The organism is Streptosporangium sp. NPDC000509, from assembly GCF_042898365.1.
In the GTDB taxonomy this organism is placed as follows: Bacteria; Actinomycetota; Actinomycetes; order Streptosporangiales; family Streptosporangiaceae; genus Streptosporangium.
In genome coordinates this window covers 530,103-549,020 of sequence record NZ_JBIAYX010000002.1, presented here as the reverse complement: position 1 = coordinate 549,020, position 18,918 = coordinate 530,103, and the positions used below count along the sequence as shown (strand labels likewise).

At 68.7% G+C, this 18,918-nt stretch carries 18 protein-coding genes; 5 read left to right on the top strand and 13 right to left on the bottom strand.

What is annotated here, in order from left to right; translation table 11 throughout:
- Positions 1-3 precede the first annotated feature (3 nt).
- The 8 genes from ACFY3D_RS06015 to ACFY3D_RS05980 form a co-directional block, all read right to left on the bottom strand.
- The gene (locus ACFY3D_RS06015; protein WP_389975649.1) at positions 4-945 is read right to left on the bottom strand and encodes a carbohydrate kinase family protein; all 942 of its coding nucleotides are present in this window, start codon (positions 943-945) and stop codon (positions 4-6) included.
- A gap of 91 nt (positions 946-1,036) precedes the next feature.
- A complete protein-coding gene (gene purU, locus ACFY3D_RS06010) occupies positions 1,037-1,903 on the bottom strand; it encodes a formyltetrahydrofolate deformylase (protein ID WP_389975464.1) in 867 nt (288 codons plus the stop codon).
- Positions 1,900-3,141 carry a methionine adenosyltransferase gene (gene metK / locus ACFY3D_RS06005; protein ID WP_389975461.1) on the bottom strand — a complete coding sequence of 414 codons (1,242 nt, stop codon included), beginning with the start codon at positions 3,139-3,141 and terminating at the stop codon, positions 1,900-1,902. Before metK ends, purU begins: the two co-directional genes overlap by 4 nt.
- Positions 3,138-4,259, bottom strand: coding sequence for a hypothetical protein (locus ACFY3D_RS06000; RefSeq protein ID WP_389975458.1), 1,122 nt, complete (start codon positions 4,257-4,259; stop codon positions 3,138-3,140). The genes metK and ACFY3D_RS06000 overlap by 4 nt, the downstream gene beginning before the upstream one ends.
- Entirely contained in the window at positions 4,259-5,749 is a 1,491-nt protein-coding gene (locus tag ACFY3D_RS05995) for a hypothetical protein (protein ID WP_389975454.1), read from the bottom strand. Before ACFY3D_RS05995 ends, ACFY3D_RS06000 begins: the two co-directional genes overlap by 1 nt.
- Positions 5,739-6,722, bottom strand: a complete 984-nt coding sequence (locus ACFY3D_RS05990) for a methylenetetrahydrofolate reductase (protein WP_389975451.1) — start codon at positions 6,720-6,722, stop codon at positions 5,739-5,741. Before ACFY3D_RS05990 ends, ACFY3D_RS05995 begins: the two co-directional genes overlap by 11 nt.
- Positions 6,719-7,159: a methylenetetrahydrofolate reductase C-terminal domain-containing protein gene (locus ACFY3D_RS05985; RefSeq protein ID WP_389771107.1), complete on the bottom strand. Its 441-nt coding sequence runs from the start codon at positions 7,157-7,159 to the stop codon at positions 6,719-6,721. Before ACFY3D_RS05985 ends, ACFY3D_RS05990 begins: the two co-directional genes overlap by 4 nt.
- A gap of 302 nt (positions 7,160-7,461) precedes the next feature.
- Positions 7,462-7,653, bottom strand: coding sequence for a hypothetical protein (locus ACFY3D_RS05980; protein ID WP_389975448.1), 192 nt, complete (start codon positions 7,651-7,653; stop codon positions 7,462-7,464).
- Between the two features lie 237 nt (positions 7,654-7,890).
- Between ACFY3D_RS05980 and ACFY3D_RS05975 the strand changes: the two genes are divergently transcribed.
- Together ACFY3D_RS05975 and ACFY3D_RS05970 are read left to right on the top strand one after the other, a co-directional pair.
- A complete protein-coding gene (locus tag ACFY3D_RS05975; protein WP_389975445.1) occupies positions 7,891-8,748 on the top strand; it encodes an SAM-dependent methyltransferase in 858 nt (285 codons plus the stop codon).
- A gap of 298 nt (positions 8,749-9,046) precedes the next feature.
- A complete protein-coding gene (locus ACFY3D_RS05970) occupies positions 9,047-10,321 on the top strand; it encodes a mannosyltransferase family protein (protein WP_389975442.1) in 1,275 nt (424 codons plus the stop codon).
- Between the two features lie 39 nt (positions 10,322-10,360).
- Here the strand turns inward: ACFY3D_RS05970 and ACFY3D_RS05965 are convergent, their stop codons facing one another.
- Together ACFY3D_RS05965 and ACFY3D_RS05960 are read right to left on the bottom strand one after the other, a co-directional pair.
- The gene (locus ACFY3D_RS05965) at positions 10,361-10,903 is read right to left on the bottom strand and encodes a hypothetical protein (protein WP_389975439.1); all 543 of its coding nucleotides are present in this window, start codon (positions 10,901-10,903) and stop codon (positions 10,361-10,363) included.
- 391 nt (positions 10,904-11,294) lie between these two features.
- A complete protein-coding gene (locus ACFY3D_RS05960; protein ID WP_389975436.1) occupies positions 11,295-12,065 on the bottom strand; it encodes a phosphotransferase in 771 nt (256 codons plus the stop codon).
- Between the two features lie 224 nt (positions 12,066-12,289).
- Between ACFY3D_RS05960 and ACFY3D_RS05955 the strand changes: the two genes are divergently transcribed.
- On the top strand, positions 12,290-12,856 hold the full coding sequence (locus ACFY3D_RS05955) for an NADAR family protein (protein ID WP_389975433.1): 567 nt from the start codon (positions 12,290-12,292) through the stop codon (positions 12,854-12,856).
- 60 nt (positions 12,857-12,916) lie between these two features.
- Here the strand turns inward: ACFY3D_RS05955 and ACFY3D_RS05950 are convergent, their stop codons facing one another.
- Positions 12,917-13,468: a hypothetical protein gene (locus ACFY3D_RS05950; RefSeq protein WP_389975430.1), complete on the bottom strand. Its 552-nt coding sequence runs from the start codon at positions 13,466-13,468 to the stop codon at positions 12,917-12,919.
- Positions 13,469-13,794: 326 nt separating this feature from the next.
- Here ACFY3D_RS05950 and ACFY3D_RS05945 point away from each other — a divergent pair, with 326 nt between their 5' ends.
- Entirely contained in the window at positions 13,795-15,339 is a 1,545-nt protein-coding gene (locus tag ACFY3D_RS05945) for an MDR family MFS transporter (RefSeq protein ID WP_389975427.1), read from the top strand.
- A 21-nt stretch (positions 15,340-15,360) separates the two neighbouring features.
- Here ACFY3D_RS05945 and abc-f read toward each other — a convergent pair whose 3' ends face one another.
- Together abc-f and ACFY3D_RS05935 are read right to left on the bottom strand one after the other, a co-directional pair.
- Positions 15,361-16,995, bottom strand: coding sequence for a ribosomal protection-like ABC-F family protein (abc-f, locus tag ACFY3D_RS05940; RefSeq protein ID WP_389975424.1), 1,635 nt, complete (start codon positions 16,993-16,995; stop codon positions 15,361-15,363).
- A 307-nt stretch (positions 16,996-17,302) separates the two neighbouring features.
- On the bottom strand, positions 17,303-17,881 hold the full coding sequence (locus ACFY3D_RS05935) for a YdeI family protein (RefSeq protein WP_389975421.1): 579 nt from the start codon (positions 17,879-17,881) through the stop codon (positions 17,303-17,305).
- Positions 17,882-17,961: 80 nt separating this feature from the next.
- Between ACFY3D_RS05935 and ACFY3D_RS05930 the strand changes: the two genes are divergently transcribed.
- Positions 17,962-18,843 carry a TIGR01777 family oxidoreductase gene (locus ACFY3D_RS05930; RefSeq protein ID WP_389975417.1) on the top strand — a complete coding sequence of 294 codons (882 nt, stop codon included), beginning with the start codon at positions 17,962-17,964 and terminating at the stop codon, positions 18,841-18,843.
- The last annotated feature ends 75 nt before the right edge of the window (positions 18,844-18,918 follow it).

Sequence of the window (18,918 nt, the reverse complement as noted above, 5' to 3'; positions counted from 1 at the left end):
GCCTCAGGTCAGGGCGGCGCGCAGCACCGGTTCGATGTCCGCCGCCGCCGCCTCACCGTAGGCTTCGCGCAGGCGGGCCACGTCGGTGTCGGCGTCGATCGTCCACTCCTGGGCGCCGTTCGTCTCCAGTACCAGCGTGGCGACGAGCGCCCCGAGCTGAGCGGCCCGCTCCGGACCCAGACCGCCGTTCCCACCGGCGAGGAAACCGGCACGGAACCCGTCGCCGACGCCGGTCGGGTCGGCGATCGTCCTGGCCGGCACCACCCCGATGTGCAGCGCGGTGCCGTCGCGCCCGGCGATCTCCACACCCCGGTCGGACAGGGTGGTCACCCGCAGGCCGACCCGGCCGGTGATCTCGTCGGCGTCCCAGCCGGTCTTGCGGATCAGCAGTTCCAGCTCGTACTCGTTGGTGAACAGGTAGCGGGCGCCGTCGACCAGGGCCCGGCACCGGTCACCGTCGAGGCGGGGAAGCTGCTGCGACGGGTCGGCGGCGAACGGCACGCCCAGCGCCCTCGCCTCCTCGGTCTGCGCGACCATCGCGTCCGGATCGCTCGCACCCACCAGCACCAGCCCGACGCCGTACCGTTCCACGATCGGGGCGAGTGAGATGTTCTTCGTCTCCGTCATCGCCCCCGGGTAGAACGACGCGAGCTGGCACTGGTCGTCGTCGGTCGTGCAGGTGAAGCGCGGGGTGTGGGCCGTCTCGACGGTGAGGACCCCGCCGCAGTCGACGCCGTGCCGTTCGAGGATCGCCCGGTAGTCGGCGAAGTCGGCGCCCACCGCTCCCACCAGCACCGGCCGTTGCCCCAGGACCCCCATCCCGAAGGCGATGTTCGCGCCGACCCCGCCACGGCGGACGACGAGATCGTCGACCAGGAAGCTCAGTGACACCCGGTCGAGCCGGTCGGCCACGAGATGGTCCGCGAAGCGGCCGGGAAAGTGCATCAGATGATCGGTGGCGATCGATCCGACCACGGCGGTCGTCCCTGGGGGCACGGTTACTCCTCGATGTGGATTCTGTTGCGGGCCGACGGGGTCAGAAGACGATCGTGGTGCGGCCGTTCACCAGGACACGGTCCTCGCAGTGCCAGGTCACGGCCCTGGCCAGCACGGTCCGCTCGATGTCGGCGCCGCGCCGCGTCAGCTCACGCGCGCTCTCGCGGTGCGAGACCCGGACGACGTCCTGCTCGATGATCGGCCCCTCGTCGAGCTCCTCGGTGGCGTAGTGCGCGGTCGCTCCGATGATCTTCACGCCGCGCTCCTTCGCCTGCTCGTACGGCCCGGCGCCGGCGAAGGCGGGCAGGAAGGAATGGTGGATGTTGATCACCGGTACGCCGATCCGGTCCAGGAAGTCACCCGAGAGGATCTGCATGTAGCGGGCGAGGACCACCAGATCGACATTGCCCTTCAGGAGGTCGAGCTGGCGCCGTTCGGCCTCCGGTTTGGTCGCCCTGGTCACCGGGATGTGCTCGAACGCCACCCCGAACGAGGACACCTCATCGGCGAGGTCCGGGTGGTTGGAGACCACCTGGCACACCTCGATGGGCAACTCGCCCCGGCGGGCCCGCCACAGCAGGTCGAGCAGGCAGTGGTCGTAGCGCGAGACGAAGAGCGCCACCCGGGTCGGCACGGAGGCGGCACGGAACCGGAAGTCCGCGTCGAGCCGCGCCGCGACCTCCTGCCGGAACTCGCGCTCCAGCCGGGGCAGTTCCTTGTCCAGTCCGGGCAGGTGGAACACGATGCGCAGGAAGAACCGGCCGCCCGCGGGCCCGGTGGAGTCCTGGTCGGACTGCACGATGTTGGCTCCGCGCCGGTACAGGAACGACGAGACACAGGCGACGACGCCCGGCCGGTCGGTGCAGGACACGACGAGCCGGCCGACGTCGGGGTCCGTCCCGTTCACAGCGTCGCGGGGACGGCGTCGGCGGACAGCGCGGCGGCCCGGCGGAGCGCGTCGGCCCGATCGGTCCGCTCCCACGGCAGGTCGAGATCCGTACGCCCGAAGTGTCCGTAGGCGGCGGTCTGGCGGTAGATGGGACTGTGCAGTCCGAGGTATTCACGGAAGGCGGCGGGTCGCAGGTCGAAGTGCTCGGCCACCAGCGTCCGGATCAGCGAACGGCTCACCCGCTCGGTGCCGAACGTCTCGATGAGCACCGACACCGGCCGGGCCACCCCGATGGCGTACGCCACCTGCACCTCCGCCCGGTGGGCGAGACCGGCGGCGACCACGTTCTTGGCGACGTGACGCGCCGCGTAGGCGGCGGACCGGTCCACCTTCGAGGGGTCCTTGCCGGAGAAGGCGCCGCCGCCGTGCCGGGCGAATCCCCCGTAGGTATCGACGATGATCTTGCGGCCGGTGAGTCCCGCGTCACCCACCGGGCCGCCGATCACGAACCTGCCGGTGGGGTTGACCAGCAGGCTCCGGTGGAGCGCGTCGGCGTCGTACAACTCGGCCGGCAGCTCAGGGGTGACGACGTGCCGCCAGAGATCCTCGCGGATCCGCTCCAGGGAGACCTCCTCGGCATGCTGGGTCGAGATCAGCACCTGCTCCACGCCGACCGGGACGTCGCCCTGATAGCGCACCGACACCTGCGTCTTGCCGTCCGGGCGCAGGTAGCCGAGGGTCCCGTCCTTGCGGACCGCGGCGAGCCTGCGGGACAGCCGGTGCGCCAGCGCGATCGGCATCGGCATGAACTCGGAGGTCTCGTCGGTGGCGTAGCCGAACATCATTCCCTGGTCACCGGCGCCGGCCCGGTCGAACTCGTCGCCGGAGCGGTCCCGGCGATGCTCGTGCGCCAGGTCGACGCCCTGCGCGATGTCGGGTGACTGCTTGTCCAGCGCCACGAGAACGGCGCACGAATGGCCGTCGAAGCCGTAGGCCCCGTCGTCGTACCCGATCCCGTTCACGGTGTCCCGGACGATCTGCGTGTAGTCGAGCGACCGCGGGGCGGTGATCTCCCCCGCCAGGACGACCATGCCGGTGGTGATCAGGGTCTCGCAGGCGACCCGGGAGTGGGGGTCAAGGGTCAGTGCCGCGTCCAGCACGGCGTCCGACACCGCGTCGGCGATCTTGTCGGGGTGTCCCTCGGTCACCGACTCGGAGGTGAACACGTAGTCGTCGTCGATTCCCCATTGGGTCATTGCTCAGGCTCCTCGGGCGATGGTTCGAGCGGGTTCAGGTGGTGGGCGGCGCCGGTCGGTTCGGTCCGTGCTGTGGCGGCGCCGGTCAGTTCGGTCCGCACCATGGCGGCGCCGGCGACCATGGCCGCGAGCTTGGCCCTGGCGACGGGCGCGGAGACGTTCCGCAGCCCGCAGTCGGGGTTGACGACCAGCCGGTCGGCGGGAACGAGGTCGAGCGCGCTCCGGATCCTGGACGCGACCGCCTGCGGGGTCTCCACGTCGGAGGACTTGACGTCGATGACGCCCAGCCCGATGGTGCGGTCCCAGCCGAACTTGTCGATCACCGGCAGATCCGCGTACCCCTTGCGCGCGAACTCCAGGACGAGCTGGTCCACGGCGGCGTCGAGCACGGCGGGGAACAGGAAGTCGTAGTGGCCCTCCCACGAGGGGCGCGCGTAGCGGTTGCCGTAACAGACGTGCAGGGCCCAGGTGACGTCGACGCCCTCGGTGACGACGTTGACCGCCTTGATCGCCGTCTCCACCTCGCCGGGGTAGCCGGCCAGAAAGGGTTCGTCGATCTGCAGCAGCCGGGCGCCGCGCTCGGCCAGGGCACGCGCCTCGGCGTTGAGCACGCGCGCGATCGCCATCACGAGCTCGCCGGGATCGTCGTACGCCTCGTTCCGCACCCGCCGCGAGAGCGAGAACGGCCCGGTGAAGGAGAACTTGACCGGATCGGAGGTCTGCTCGGTGGTGAAGGAGAAGTCGTCGGCCAGCATCAGCGGTGCCGTGGCCGCGGGTGGCAGCCGCTCGACGACCCTGGCCTCGTAGTAGTCGAAGTAGAAGTCCTTCGACGTCCGCGGGATGTCGATGCCCGGCATCCTGGCGAGGAAGTAGTCGATGTCGTTGTCACGGCGCAGCTCGCCGTCGGACACGATGTCGATGCCGGCGATCTCCTGGTCCCGGAGCGCCGCCTTGATCGCCATGTCGTGCAGGTCCTGGAGCTGCGCGTAACTCATCCGGCCGCGGTAGTAGTCGGTCTTCAACCGCTCCATCCACTCGGGAACCGGGTAGGAGCCCACGACGCTGGTGGGGAGCAGGGGCAGGCGGCCCATGAGGTCGGCCTGGTGGAGCGCGGACATCAGTCCCTCACCTGCGCCGTCATCGTGATGATGTTCCCGCCCGCCCGATGGGCGAAGGGCGCGTAGTGCACGTCGAAGCCGTTACGCCGGCCCACATGCGCCAGCAGCGGCCCGTTCACCCAGTTGACGACGGACCCCTCGTACTTCCCCGGGCCCCGGAAGTTGGTCCGATAGGCGTGTACGTCGGTGACGAACAGGTCGTGGCAGACGAGCCTGCCGAACGGATGCAGGAGCCGCAGGCTGTCGGCGAAGCTCGCCACCGCCCCGTTGCTGACGTGCATGCGGATGTCGGCGCCGGATTCGAGCAGGGGCCGCAGCAGCTCCCCGCTCATGGACGGCGCGAGGGAGTAGAGGTCGAGGCCGGCCAGCGGGACGTACCGCTCCTCCAGCCTGACCATGCCCCACACCGTCCGCCAGAAGGAGACGGCGGCGTCCACGTCGGCGAAGCGGGTGGGGTCGGTCTCGGCCAGCAGCCCCGGCCCCAGCCGCAGCAGCCTGTGCACCAGGGCCGGCAGTTCGCCCACCGAGGCCCCCACCGACTCGGCGAGCTCGGTCACGGTGGCGTCGTCGAGGTAGGCGCGGGTCTCCACCCGGTAGGTTCGGCCGCCCAGCTGGGCGACCTCGTCGGTCGGCAGGTTGTCGTAGACGTTGGAGATGTAAACGAGGAAGACCTTGTACTTCAGGAAGCCGAGCGAGGTGCACGGCGCCGTCGCGTCGAGCACGAACGAGCTGATCCGCGCCCGATGCTCATCGACCGCCTCGCGGGCCAGATCGAGCACATGCTGGGAGTAGTCGCACATCATGTAGTGCAGGCGCCGGTAGTAGCCGCGCCCGTGCCCGGCGTCGAGGGCGCGAAACTCGTCCAGGAAGACCTTCGCCTGGCTGCCGTTGCCCACCCCGAGCTCGACGACGTACAGCTCCTCGGGCAGGGCGTCGCCGTTGGCCAGCGCATCCCAGACCTCGAAGAGGTCACCGATCACATCGCGCGCGGCGTCGCGGTTGTGCGCGTCACTCTCACCGCCCGGCAGCGCCTGCTCGTACCCCCGTCCGGTGGACTTCTCCCACAGGTCCAGGTCCTTCCAGTAGCGGGCGTTGAAGTCCCAGACGCAGCTGCGGCTGCCGGGACCCCAGTCCTCCAGCAGGACGCGGCCGTTCGCGCTCCCCCGCCGCAGCGCCGCGGTGACCTCCTCAAGGGAGATGACGGCACTGCGCCGTACGTCGACGGCGATCTCCACGGCGTCGTCCCTGGCGCCCAGGGGCACGATGGCGGGGCCGGGCCTCGCGCTCGGCTGCGGGCACTGCAGGATCGGCCGAACGTCGACCACCTCGCGGAAGTTCGACTTGTACTGGACCCAGTCGCACACGAACCGGACCTTGTCGAGGTCCGTGGAGCCCTCCCGCAACGCCTCGACGACGGGCGCGAGCGAGGTCATCAGGTCCAGGGAACTCGTGCCGCTGAGTTTGGAGTGAGGCCGGAAGTCAACGAGCATGACCGATGCCCTCCATGGAGTGGTTGCGGTTGTGATCGGAAAGCGCGGTCGGCGGCCGGGGGACACCGGCCCGCCGCAGGATGTCGGGCACGCCGTGCTCGTAGCCGAGCGCCATGAGATGGACGCCCGCGACATCGGGGATCGTGGCGAGCCGCTGCACGGTCTCCACGCACATCTGGATCCCCTCCTCGGCGACCCGGTCGGCGGGTACCCCGCGCAGCCTTCGGTCGACGTGGTCGGGAACATGCACGCCGGGGACGGAGGTGCGCATGTACTCCAGGGCGCGCAGCGAGCGGATGGGGCCGACGCCGGCGATGATCTTGCAGCGTTCGGTGACGCCGAGATCCCGCAGGTCGGCCATCCACCGTTCGAATATGTCGAAGTCGAACACGTACTGCGTCTGGACGAACTCCGCACCCGCGGCCACCTTCTTGGCCAGCCGGCGGGCCCGGAACCCCAGCGGAGGCGCGAACGGGTTCTCGACCGTGCCGATCGACCAGGCCGGACGGGGGGAGACGGCCCTGCCGGAGATGAGTACGCCGTCGTCCCGCAGGGTTCGCGCGGTCCAGACGAGTTGCACACCGTCGAGGTCGAAGACCGGCTTGGCCTCGGGATGGTCACCGAACCGGGGGTGGTCGCCGGTGAGCAGCAACACGTTCGGGATGCCGAGGGCACCGGCCGCGAGGAGGTCCGACTGCAGGGCGAGACGATTGCGGTCGCGGCAGGTCAGCTGCATCACCGGCTCGACCCCGGCGCGCTGGGCGAGCAGGCTGCCCGCCAAGCTCGACATCCGGGCGTTCGCCCCCTGGTTGTCGGTGACGTTCGCGGCGTCGACCCAGCCCCGCAGGAGCTCCGCCTTACGGGTGACCGCCTCCGCGTCGGCCCCTCTGGGCGGGCCGATCTCGGCGGTGACGGCGAACCTGTCGGCGGCGAACGCGGCGCGCAGCCCACCTCCCGCCGGCTCGGCGCTCATCGCGGACTCAACCCCAGCTCGCGCCGCAGCAGCGGGCGGGGGTCATCCGGGCCGGGCGCCACCCCCAGCCCGTCATCGCGGCCCTGCCAGTAGTTCACCCACGAGCTGCGGTCCCACGCGCGGTGATCGACCGGACGCTGCAGCAGGTCGAGGTCGGCGCCGTGCCCGCCGCCCTGCGCCCGCTCGATCGCGGTCACCCAGACGCAGACCAGATCGGGATGGACCTCACAGCGGCCGGAGGCGGACACCCCGCCGCACGGGCCGTTGCGCAGTTGCTTCGGGCAGGTCATCGGGCAGGTGTAGCCGGTGTCGGGCAACGCGCACTGACCACACATGCGGCATCCGTACAGCTGTTCCTTCGCCACCCGCTCCGCGCGGGTGAACCAGCGATAGGCCCGCTGCCTGCGTTCGAGCCAGGCGCCGACCCTCCGGTACACGGGATTCGCGGCGAGGAAAGGGTGGAGGGCGTAACTGAGCCGAGCCCCGATTCGGGGGATCACGGGGCGAGGCCATCCGCCGCCGGGTGCGTTCCGCTCCTCGAAGCCCACGATCTCCTCCTTCTGGATATGCAGCCGGAAATCACTGTTGACCTGGCCGGAAAAGACGCGGCCGGATCGTTCGGCGAATTCCGTTCAACCGCTGAGATCGAGGCTGCCAGAGCGTGCGACGGGTGTCTTAGGCCCGCACACCAACACTGGGAGGACGTTCGTTGTGATGGCCCACAACCCGCTCGGCGCCGTCACGACACCTTCCGCGGTGGGGCACGCTCCTTCTCGTCGGGCTCGTCGGGCTCGTCGGGCTCGTCGGGCTCGTCGGGCTCGTCGGGCTCGTCGGGCTCGTCGGGCTCGTCGGGCTCGTCGGGCTCGTCGGGGTCAGGGGCGACCGCCGGGTGTCGCGCGGACTCATCCGCCCCTACGCGGGGCGCGTCCACGGAGGTGGTGGACAGGTGCGCGACACCATGACCTCGATCGCGCAGAGGCCGACGATACGTATGGGGAAAACCGGCTGATTGAGCGATTCGCGGTTTTCTTAGAGCTATGAGCGCATCACGATTTCAGCGCTTATGGGTGAGCTTGTCGCTACATACTGCTCTTAGAGGGATTCAGCGTTATTATCTGCAAAGTCTCCCGCGATCAAGCGGGACCCCGATCGAAGCGAAGGTGGCGAGGTGTCCGAACGCGGCGGAGATGGGAACGAGACGACGCTGAACAAGGGTCAGCTGCCTGCGGAGATCGACACGACGAAGCCCAGCATCGCGAGGGTCTACGACTGGTTCCTGGGCGGCAAGGACAACTTCGCCATCGACCGGCAGGTCGCCGAGGCGGCGATGAAGATCTCCCCGGGAGCCCAGCAGGCAGGGCAGGACAACCGGGCCTTCCTGCGGCGGGTCGTGCACCACATGGTGGCCGAGGGGGGGATCAGGCAGTTCATCGACATCGGCTCCGGCCTGCCCACCCAGGGCAACGTGCACCAGGTGGCGCAGGAGGTCGATCCGGCGGCCCGGGTGGTCTACGTGGACAACGACCCCATGGTGCTGGTCCACGGGCGCGCGCTGCTCGCCGCCGACGACAGCACGACGGTCATCCAGGCGGACGCTCGCGACCCACGGTCGATCCTGGAGAACGACCAGATCAAGAGGTTCATCGACTTCAGTGAGCCGGTGGGGCTGCTGATGCTGAGCATCCTGCACCATCTGCACGACGACGACGATCCCGCGGGAGTGGCGGCCACGCTGCGCGCCCCGCTGGTGTCCGGCAGCTTCGTGGCGATCTCGCACTTCTGCAATCCCGGTGAGGCGCACCCGGCGGCGTCCCAGCAGGCCACGACGGTCGAGAAGCTCTTCAACGAGAACCTCGGCACCGGCCGCTGGCGCACCCCGGACGAGATCACGGAGTACTTCGGCGACTTCGAACTGGTCGAACCTGGCCTTGTCCCGCTCCCCGAGTGGCGTGCCGAGCCGAGCTTCTTCGTCAAGAACGCCCTGCTGTACCACACCTACTACGGCGGCCTGGCCCGCAAGGCCTAGAACCTGTTCCAAAGGCAGGTGAGCCGGTCGTTGACGGCGGCGTGTGGACGAACCACTGCCACAACCTCGCGCACGCCGACCAGGGGACGCTCTGCATCTGCGGTACGAGGGCGTGACATCCCCCTTCCACGGCGGGTACGGCGGCCGGCACCGCGTGGAAGTTTCACGGCGGGGTGGGGCGTCCCGCCACCGGGCGGAAGTGGTTTTCGCAGGAGACGAGCGGGGACGGGCCGGAGCGGAAGGATCATGCTGTGGGCAACCGGTTGCCCGGATTTTGCGGCTATATAAGGATTCTCGCGTGACTGATCGCGCGCCCGCCGGACCGGTGGAGATCACGGAGCCGGAGCGGGAACCGGCCGACGCGGAACCCGGCGCAGGTCCCGGCGAGACGACCGCCGAGACCTCCAGTGAGACGACCGCCGAGACTTCCGGCGAAACGACCGGCGAGGTGGCCGGGCGGCGGTGGGTGCCCAGGTTCCTGACCGACCCCGGCGACCGGCTGGCCCTGCTCCTCTGGGCGCTGTCGCACGTCGGTGTGCTGATCTACGCCTACCTGGCCGGCCCTGGCCGGACCACCGACCCCTTCCTCAACCGGTTCACCCGCTGGGACGCCGAGAACTTCATCGCCATCGCCCAGTTCGGCTACGACGGCCCCCCGGGCATGCAGGACGCCGAGAAGCTGCCGGCGTTCTTCCCCGGCATGGCGATCCTGATCAGGATGATGCGGCCGGTCGTCGAGGACGGCCGGCTGGCCACGATGATCATCTCGCTGGTGGCCAGCGCGGTGCTCGCGGTGGCGCTGTCGCGGCTCGCCGAGACGTACGCGGCAGGCAGCGGCCGGTACGCGGTGGCGGCGCTGTTCCTCAGCCCGTTCGCCGTGTTCCTGTACTCCGGCTACTCGGAGGCGCTGTTCCTCGCCCTGGCCGTCTCGGCGTGGCTGCTCGCCAGGAACGGCCGCTGGGAGGACTCCGCGCTGTTGGCCACCGGAGCCGCCACGGTGCGCATCTCCGGCCTGTTCCTGGCTTTCGGGCTGCTCGTCATGTTCCTGGTGGCGGAGAACGGCCGCAAACGCCCGGGCGGGTGGCGCCTGCTGCCCTGGCTCGCGCTCCCCGGTGTGCCGCTCGCGCTGTACAGCTTTTACCAGTGGACCCGCACCGGCGACTGGCTGGCCTACAACTCGGTGCAGGACCGGTTCTGGGGCCGGCACGCCGTCTGGCCGTGGGAGGCGCTCGCCAACACCTGGAGCATGTCCGACGACGTCGCCTCGCTCACCACGTCCTACTACGAGGAGATCATCTCGGCTGCGGTGCTGCTGGTGCTGGCCGTCTGCCTCGCGGTACGGCGCAGGTGGCCGGAGCTCGCGTACATCGCCCCCCAGGTGCTGTCCTTCCTCACCCTGTCGTCGTTCTACATGTCGATCGGCCGGGGCTCGCTGACCTGGTTCCCCCTGTGGATCGCCATCGGCGTCGCGGGGGTGCGAAGACCCTGGGTGTGGCTGGTGAGCATGGCCATCATGATCCCGGTCATGGCGATCAACACCGGGAACTTCACCACCGGCGCGTGGATCGGCTGACACCGCCCTCCGGGCCGACTGACGGTGACCGATCTCCGCTCAGGGCCGGGGCATCGGCGGGCCGGAATTCGTTCCTCGGCAATCCGGCGGATCTCCGCCGACCATGTGGAGGGCATCGATATACCCGCCGCCAACGTCGAAGCGGGTGATGTCCGTCGTCTTGTTCATGGAATAGGTGAATGCCCAGTCCGCCGGCCCGATCTCCTGGAGGCGCAATCGCTTCTTCCGAGTGACCCCGTGAGCGCGACCGATGTAGCAGACATGTGGATCGAGCTTCTCGATATAGACAGCCATGAGAGGAAACGCCTTCGTCAGCGACTTGACCAGACCCGCGGTGGAATCAAGGTCGCCCCCGGCCGGAGAATGGACGCACTCCCCACGCAAGGCGAGAGCACGATGGGTCATGGCCGCCCCCTCCCAGCCCGAACGCGTCGCGCACTTGATGTCGTGCAGACGTACGGCCGAGTGGCCGTCGAGACGGAGTTCGTCGGAGATGGCGTGCAGCAGCACCCACTTGCGGCCGATGCCGACCACGTAGGCATCAAGCCGATCCGTGCAGTCGATTTCGCGGCTGATCCTCACGGGTCTGCCGGAACGTCGTGCTCTCTTCAGATCCTGGAGGACCGCCCCTTTAGCCATGATCCGGATCGTTCCATTTCGTGCGTCCGATGCTCATCTGGTTTTCGGGTCACTCTGAATCGTCACGGAACTCGGTACTGCAACAGAGGTGCATCGTGGCTCGTCCACACCCGTCCCGAGGTTCCTCGATGTCCGGACACCGGCGGTGTAGGCGGACTTCACCTCGGGTTGAGAGTGCTCTCGACAAGCCTCCCGCGTCACAGCGAGCACGAGACCGAGGTCGCCGACCAGGATCAGATACACCACGCCATCGTCACGATGGGTTTTCACCCCACGGTCCGTATCGTGAAGTCCTGCCGGACCGCGACGTTCGGTGGCAGGGCATGCGGCGCCGTCACTCGTCGTCGAGGGCACCGAGCAGGGTGTCGCGGTTCACGTCGAGATAGCGGATGTCGGCCTCGTACAGGTCGGCGTGACCGTCTTCGATGTGGGACCGGAACGCCTCGTGGCCTTGTTCCGCCTGGTCGTGCATGAGGTCGATGAGGGCGCGCAACCGGTCGGCGACGGCATCGAGGAGTGTCGTGTCGGCGGGAATGCCGTAGACGCGGCAGAAGCGGGCGGCGCGACGCCCCTGCTCCATGGGACCGCCGTAGCCGTCGGGGTTGCTCGGTGCGTGCAGGGGGGCGAACCGGTAGACCGCGTACGCCACGTCCCAGAGGCGCGGGCCCGGGTGCGCGGCGTCGAAGTCGATGAGGCCCACGGCCAGGCCGTCGCGCACCACGCAGTTGTAGGGTGCGACGTCGCCGTGGCAGACGACCTCGACGGGAGAGCGGGCGGGGAGCCACCACCGGTCGCCGGGAGCGGTCGCGAACGTGGCGCCGGCGTCGTGATAGCGGCGCAGCAGCGTGGCCGCCGAGTCGAGGAGTTCGAGGGTACGCAGTTCGGGCGGGAGCGCCTCGTGTACCTCCCCGTGCAGGAAGGTCAGCATCTCCGCGCCGTCGGCGTCGAAGCCCAGCGGCTGAGGGGCACCGTCGAAGCCCTGCGCGCGTACGTGCCGCAGCAGCCGGTGGATCGTCGGTGATGCCGCCGAGGCCGGTCGGTGGACGACATCGCCGTACCGGCGCACCACGTTCACGCCGCCGCGCAACTCTTTTCTCTCGGTCATCTCGCACGATCTATGACGAACACGTGGCCTTCCCGGCGCGTCCGGAGGCTGCCGCTCGACGTTTCAACGCCAGGTACGCAGACATTTGGGCAGGCTAGCACTCGTTCTCACTTCCCCTGGGCCGCGTCGGATCAGGGCGGCGCGCATCCCTGCCGCGGTCACCGGAGGGCTTCACCTTGGAAAGTGGTTGGCGCGGGGCACGGGGGGTTTGGGAGGGTGCGTGCATGGCGAAGGCGGTGGAGGCGCGTGATGTGGCGGGGTTGGCCGAGGCGGCCCGGGGCGGTGAGCGGATCAAGTATCTGATGTTCTGGGGGCATCGGCCGCCGCGTTCCGGAGGGGTCGGGGCCGGGTGTCTGTCGCAGTGGTGGCCGGCGGACTTCGTGGTGGACGGCGTGGTCTACCGTACGGCGGAACACTTCATGATGGCGGGCAAGGCGCGGCTGTTCGGTGACGAGGAGAGCGCGGCGGCGATCGTGGCGGCCGATCACCCCGGGCAGGTCAAGGATCTCGGACGGCGTGTACGGGGCTTCGACGAGGAGAAGTGGACGGCGGCCCGCTTCGACCTGGTGGTCCGCGGCAACTTCGCGAAGTTCGGCCAGAACGCCGATCTGCGGGAGTTCCTGCTGGGCACCGGTGAGCGGGTGCTGGTGGAGGCGAGCCCCGTCGATCGTGTCTGGGGGATCGGACTGGCTGCCGATGACGAACGAGCCGAGAAGCCGGAGCTGTGGCCGGGGCTGAACCTGCTGGGGTTCGCCCTGATGGAGGTGAGGCACGCCCTTCGGCGATCGTGACGGTGGTGACGTGATCGATGCCGACGGTGTCGCTCATGCGGTGGGGAGCGCTGGTCGCCCTCACATATTCGCAGGAGCCATCCTGGCGGCTCGTTTCGCCATGGAAGGTTGCACCTTCAACACGAGCCGGTAGAGGCCTCGCATTCGAGGCGGGTGCTCCTGCCAGTACGTGAGGGCCCGATGGAGCATCTCTTTTCCACAGACCTCCGCCACCCTGCGGTCCAGCGCGTAGATCTGCTGTCTCATCATGATCGGCATTCCGATCATGATGAGACATATCAGCGCCGCCACGGTGACGGGGATGGAGGAGCTGAACAGGGAGATAAGGAGGCCGGCCACAACGCCGAAGCCGAGCGAGGCCGTAGTTGAGACACCTTCCTTACGGACGCGCGTGCGGTCGGATGCCGCGACGGCCCACGCGAGATCTGCGTCCTGTACCTGCCTGGGCAGAGTGTCGAAGCTGGCTCCGATGACGATCAGGGAGTTCTTGCCGCGTCTTTTCAGGATGCAGTCCGCTCCTTGGGGCGGTTCGCCGTGGACCACGTCAGGTGGGTTGATCCCGAACCGCTGGGACAACTCCTCAACGCGAAGACGCAGTTCATCCATGCTCACGGGGCCAGCTTCGCGTAAGGAGATCACATCTCAGTCGCGATCGACACGTCATCTGCGGGGCGTTGTTCGCCGACGAAAATCGGGTGACATGTCGCACTGTTCGCGGGAATGCTGGGGGCGACCGATGAGTTTTGTCGGTGGTGTGGGTCAAACTCTGCATGACCGCAACATCTTGCGAGACCTGAGGCTGGGACGCCAGCCATGACCGCGTCGTGTTCGACGACACCGATCTCTTGTTCGACAACCCCGATTGAGGAGCCGTGTCCAGCCTCCAGCTCGATTCACCAGCCAAGTCCGCGACCGCTGGTTCAGGTCGCACCCCGCCCGTGATCCGGCTGTTGGTGCTCGCCACATTCGTGGTCATCCTCAACGAAACGATCATGATTAACGCGATCCCGCAGTTGATGGACGCGTTGCACATCAACGAGCAGACCGCGCAGTGGCTCTCGACCGCCTTCATGCTGACCATGGCCGCCGTCATCCCGATCACCGGGTGGTTCCTGCAGCGGGTGTCCACCCGCAGCGCCTACACCGTCGCGATGGGCCTGTTCCTGCTCGGCACGGCGTTGGCCGCCGTCGCGCCGTCGTTCGAGGTGTTGCTCGGCGCCCGCATCGTCCAGGCGTCGGGGACGGCCGTGATGATGCCGCTGCTGATGACCACGCTGATGCAGGTGGTGCCCAGGTCGGAGCGGGGCCGGGTGATGGGCAACGTCAGCCTCGCCATCTCGGTCGCGCCCGCCATGGGTCCGGCGGTCTCTGGAGTGATCCTCAATTTCGGGTCCTGGCGGCTGCTGTTCGCCGTGGTGCTCCCCATCGCCGCCTTGATCACATGGGGTGGCCTGAGGCAGCTCAAGAACGTCGGGGAGCCCGAGGTCAGCACCATCGACTGGTTGAGCGTGGTGACCGCGGCCGCCGGTTTCGGCGGTCTGGTCTACGGGCTCAGCAGGTTCGAGGGCGGTGACATCGCCGTCGCCGTCTCGATCGCTGCGGCGGGCCTGCTCGCCATTCTCGTCTTCGTCCTCCGCCAGATGTCGCTGCAGAAGCGCGATGTGCCGCTGCTGGACCTGCGCACCCTGCGATACCGCACCTACACGGTCGCGCTGATCCTGATGTCGGTCTCCTTCATGGCGATGCTCGGCTCGATGATCCTGCTGCCGCTCTACCTGCAGAACGTCCGTGGGCTCAGCGCCCTGCAGACCGGGCTCCTCGTGATGCCGGGCGGTCTCGCGATGGGCCTGCTCGGTCCGGTCGTCGGCCGTCTGTTCGACCGGTTCGGTGGCCGGGTGCTGGTCGTCCCCGGCGCGATCGGGATCACGGTCGCGCTCACCGGCTTCACCCAGATCACGATGACGATGCCGTTCTGGCAGCTCCTGGGTCTGCACGCGCTGCTGATGGTGAGTCTGGCCCTGGCCTTCACACCGGTGTTCACCCTCGGGCTCGGGGCCGTCCCGCCGCCGCTCTACTCCCACGCCAGCTCGATCCTGAGCACGTTGCAGCAGGTCGCCGCGGCGATGGGTACCGCGCTCGTGATCACCGTGATGAGCGCGCGAGCCGGGGCCCTGAGATCCGAGGGAGCCACGGAGGTGCTCGCCACCCTCGGCGGTATGCGGTTGGCCTTCATCATCGGTGCGGCGCTGTCCGTGATCGTGATCATCACTGCCCTGCTCCTGCCCGCCCGAGCGGACGGCCCCGCTCACGCGGACGGCCATGCGGATGGTCCCGCTCACGCGGAGGGTTCGGCTCGGGAAGGCGCCTCCGCCGATGGGGACGGCTCCGATCAGGAGGACGTCCCTGCCGGAGTGGGCGGCGCCGCCCGAGCGGGCGGCACCGCCGACGAGGTCGAGAAGGTCCGGTCGACGGAGCCGGTGTGACGACGTGGAGGCGAGGACCGTTCAGTCCGTCGGGGGTCCCGTCTCCAGCAGCCGGCCTTCGGAGAGCCGCAGCCAGCGGTCGATCCTGATCTCGGCGAGGAAGCGTTCGTCGTGGCTGACCACGACGAACGCGCCCTCGTAGGCGCTGAGTGCGCTCTCCAGCTGGCCGACGCTGACCAGGTCGAGGTTGTTGGTCGGTTCGTCCAGCAGCAGTAGCTGCGGTGCCGGTTCCGCGTACAGCACGCAGGCCAGGGTGGCGCGCAGGCGTTCACCGCCGGACAGCACCCCGACCGGCAGGTGAGCGCGGGCGCCACGGAACAGGAAGCGGGCGAGCAGGTTCATCCGCTGGTCCTGCGGCATCACGGGGGCGAACGCGGCGAAGTTCTCCGCCACGGTGCGGCCGGGATCGAGCAGGTCCAGCCGTTGGGACAGGTAGGCGACCCGGCCGTCGGCCCGCCTGGCCTGACCGCCCTCCGGTTCGAGGTCACCGTTGATCAGACGCAGCAGGGTGGACTTGCCGGTGCCGTTGGAGCCGGTTAGTGCGATCCGCTCGGGTCCCCGGATCGTCAGGTCGGCGCCCTCTCCCGCGAACACTTCCCGCTCACCGTAGTGGACCCGCATCCCCCTCCCGAGGAAGACCGTGCGCCCCGCGGGGACGTTGGTGCCGGGCAGTTCCAGCGTGATCTTCTGCTCGTCGCGCAGTGCCCGGCCCGCCTCGTCGAGCCGGGCCTTGGCGTCGTTGACCCGCGCCGCGTGGGTCTCGTTCGCCTTTCCCGCCGACTCCTGGGCGTCGCGCTTCATCGTTCCCGCGAAGATCTTCGGCAGGCCGGCGTCCTTGAGGTTGCGGGCGGCGTTGCTCGCCCGGCGGGCCGCCCGCTCGCGGGCCTGCTGCATCTCCCGCTTCTCCCGCTTGACCTCCTGCTCGGCGTTGCGGACGTTCTTCTCCGCGACCTCCCTGGCGGCCCGGACGGACTCCTCGTAGGCGGTGAAGTCACCGCCGTAGGAGCGGACCTCGCCCCGGTCGAGTTCGGCGATGCGGTCCATGCGGTCCAGCAGCGCCCGGTCGTGACTGACGAGCAGCAGGCAGCCGTTCCAGTCTTCCAGCACGTCGTAGAGCTTGCGGCGCGCGTCCAGGTCGAGGTTGTTGGTCGGTTCGTCCAGCAGAAGGACGTCAGGCCGTTTCAGCAGCTGTGCCGCCAGGCCGAGAGAGATGATCTGGCCACCGCTGAGGGTGCGCAGGTGCCGGGTGAGGGAGATCTCCCCGAGGCCGAGCCGGTCCAGCTGGGCACGGGTGCGCTCCTCGATGTCCCAGTCGTCGCCGATCGTGGTGAAGTGCTCCTCGTCGGTGTCTCCGGACTCGATGGCGTCCAGGGCCCTGATCACCGGAGCGATCTCCAGGACCTCGGCCACGGTCAGGTCGCCGGTGAGCGGCAGGGTCTGCGGGAGGTAGCCGAGCACGCCCTCGACGGACACGCTTCCGCCGCCGGGCCGGTACTCCCCGGCGATCAGCTTGAGCAGGGTGCTCTTCCCCGCGCCGTTCGGTGCGACGAGGCCGGTACGGCCGGTGCCCACGGTGAAGGACAGGTCCTGGAAGACCGGGGTGTCGTCGGGCCAGGAGAAGGAAAGGTTCGAGCAGATGATGAACGCATCGGACATGCGAGAGACCTCGTATGGGACGCGGGCGCGCGTCGGAGCCGCCCGGCGGGGATCGATGGGCTGACGACAGAGGTGGCCACGGCGCCGGCGCTCCTACGCGCCCGCCGGTGGCCGGTCACTTCCGGTATCACCCGGAGATGTCGTCGTCGCCTATCACGTCTGGTCTCCCTGATTCCCTGTCACTCGCAGCACAGCATATTAGATGTGAAGAGGTGCGAGCGCGACGCCGTCCCACTGGCGAGGGAACGCCGTCCCACCGTCGAGGGGTGGCCGGATTCGGACGGCGCCCAAGCTTGCTCGCGATGACTTATCGCGATTTTTCGCTCTTTGCGAGAGTTTCGAGGATTTTGTCGAGACGGACCTTCCTGTTCTCCGGCGTGAGCGCCTGGAGCAACGGCAGGATCACCAGGTAACGTCCGGTCTTGTCGAGCGCCTCGAACGCCTTCCTGGCATCCGGGTCCGCGTCCAGCGCCGCCGTGAGATCGGGGGGCACCGTCGCGGTCTTCTGTGACTCGTACGCCACCGCCCACCGCCCGTCCTCCTGCGCCTTGCGCACCTCGGCGAGGCCGGGCTCGCGCATCCGTCCCTCGGCGGTCAGCATCGCGACCTTGTCGACGTTCACCTGCGACCACAGGCTCCTGGGGCGGCGCGGCACGTACTTCTGCAGGTAGTACCGCTCGTCGAGAGACAGTCGCTGCCCGGATATCCAGCCGTAGCACAATCCGACATCGACCAGCTCGTCGGAAGTGACCGTTGGAATACCCGTTTTCTTCTTGGCCAATTTGACCCACAGGCCCTCGTGGCGTGTGTGATTCTCGGCAAGCCAGCTCTCGAACGCCTCGGCGTCCGAGAAGGCGATGATTTCCACTCCGTCGCGCTCATCCATATGGATCAGGTTATCGCCCCCGCTGTCGGTCTCGGTGCCGTATTGACGCGCGACAATGCGGGCGAAGTAATGTGGTTCATATGCTGATCGTCGTCGCGGGATCAACCGGTCTTATCGGCAGGGCAATCGTTTCCGAGCTTCGCGAAGCGGGCCACAAGGTGCGCAGACTCGTACGACGCGAACCGGCGGCGCAGGACGAGCACCGATGGGATCCCCCATCCGGCACGATTCCGCGAGACGCGTTCGACGGCGTCGACGCCGTGATCAACCTGTGTGGCTCGTCGGTCCAGGGGCGCTGGAACGCGGAGCGGAAGCGACGCATCCGTGCCAGCCGCATCGAGCCTGCCAGGACGCTCGCCGAAGCCGTCGCCGAGTACGGCATCCCCACCCTGCTCAACGCGTCCAGCCTGAGCTTCTACGGTAACACCGGAGACGACGTCGCCGACGAGACGTCGGGCCTGGGCCGCGGCTTCCTCGCCGAGATGGTCGTCGACTGGGAGGCCGCGACCACGGTGGCGCGCGACGCGGGCAGCCGGGTCGTGCTGCTGCGCACCGGCCTCGTACTGTCGTCCGACGGCGGCCTGCTCAGCCTGCTCAGGCCGCCGATCCGGCTCGGAGTGGGCGGGCGACTCGGCGACGGCAGGCAGTACGTGGCGTGGATCAGCCTGCCGGACGAGGTCGCCGCCATCCGCTTCCTCCTGGAGAACCCGGACATCTCTGGACCGGTCAATCTGTGCGCGCCGGAACCCGTCACCAACGGCGAGTTCACCAAGGCGCTGGGCCGGGCACTCCATCGGCCCGTGTACCTGCCGGTACCGAAGGCGGTGGTGCGTGCCGTGCTCGGGGAATCGGCCGACGAGCTGGCGCTCATCAGCCTGCGCGCGGTTCCGCGGGTCCTGCGCGAGGCGGGCTTCACGTTCCGGCACGTCGATTTCGACGCCGCGCTCGCGGACGTCCTGTGAGACGCGGGCGTGTCGGCCTCCTGTGAGAGGCAGGGCTTGTCGGCCTCCTGTGGGACATCGGGCTCGCCGACGTTC

What these genes read in the sequence shown, in the direction of transcription:
- ACFY3D_RS06015 (WP_389975649.1), bottom strand. Translation starts at nt 945, where the DNA reads ATGCACTTTCCCGGCCGCTTCGCGGACCATCTCGTGGCCGACCGGCTC.
- metK (WP_389975461.1), bottom strand. Translation starts at nt 3,141, where the DNA reads ATGACCCAATGGGGAATCGACGACGACTACGTGTTCACCTCCGAGTCG.
- ACFY3D_RS06000 (WP_389975458.1), bottom strand. Translation starts at nt 4,259, where the DNA reads ATGTCCGCGCTCCACCAGGCCGACCTCATGGGCCGCCTGCCCCTGCTC.
- ACFY3D_RS05995 (WP_389975454.1), bottom strand. Translation starts at nt 5,749, where the DNA reads ATGCTCGTTGACTTCCGGCCTCACTCCAAACTCAGCGGCACGAGTTCC.
- ACFY3D_RS05990 (WP_389975451.1), bottom strand. Translation starts at nt 6,722, where the DNA reads ATGAGCGCCGAGCCGGCGGGAGGTGGGCTGCGCGCCGCGTTCGCCGCC.
- ACFY3D_RS05960 (WP_389975436.1), bottom strand. Translation starts at nt 12,065, where the DNA reads ATGACCGAGAGAAAAGAGTTGCGCGGCGGCGTGAACGTGGTGCGCCGG.
- ACFY3D_RS05955 (WP_389975433.1), top strand. Translation starts at nt 12,290, where the DNA reads ATGGCGAAGGCGGTGGAGGCGCGTGATGTGGCGGGGTTGGCCGAGGCG.
- abc-f (WP_389975424.1), bottom strand. Translation starts at nt 16,995, where the DNA reads ATGTCCGATGCGTTCATCATCTGCTCGAACCTTTCCTTCTCCTGGCCC.
- ACFY3D_RS05935 (WP_389975421.1), bottom strand. Translation starts at nt 17,881, where the DNA reads ATGGATGAGCGCGACGGAGTGGAAATCATCGCCTTCTCGGACGCCGAG.
- ACFY3D_RS05930 (WP_389975417.1), top strand. Translation starts at nt 17,962, where the DNA reads ATGCTGATCGTCGTCGCGGGATCAACCGGTCTTATCGGCAGGGCAATC.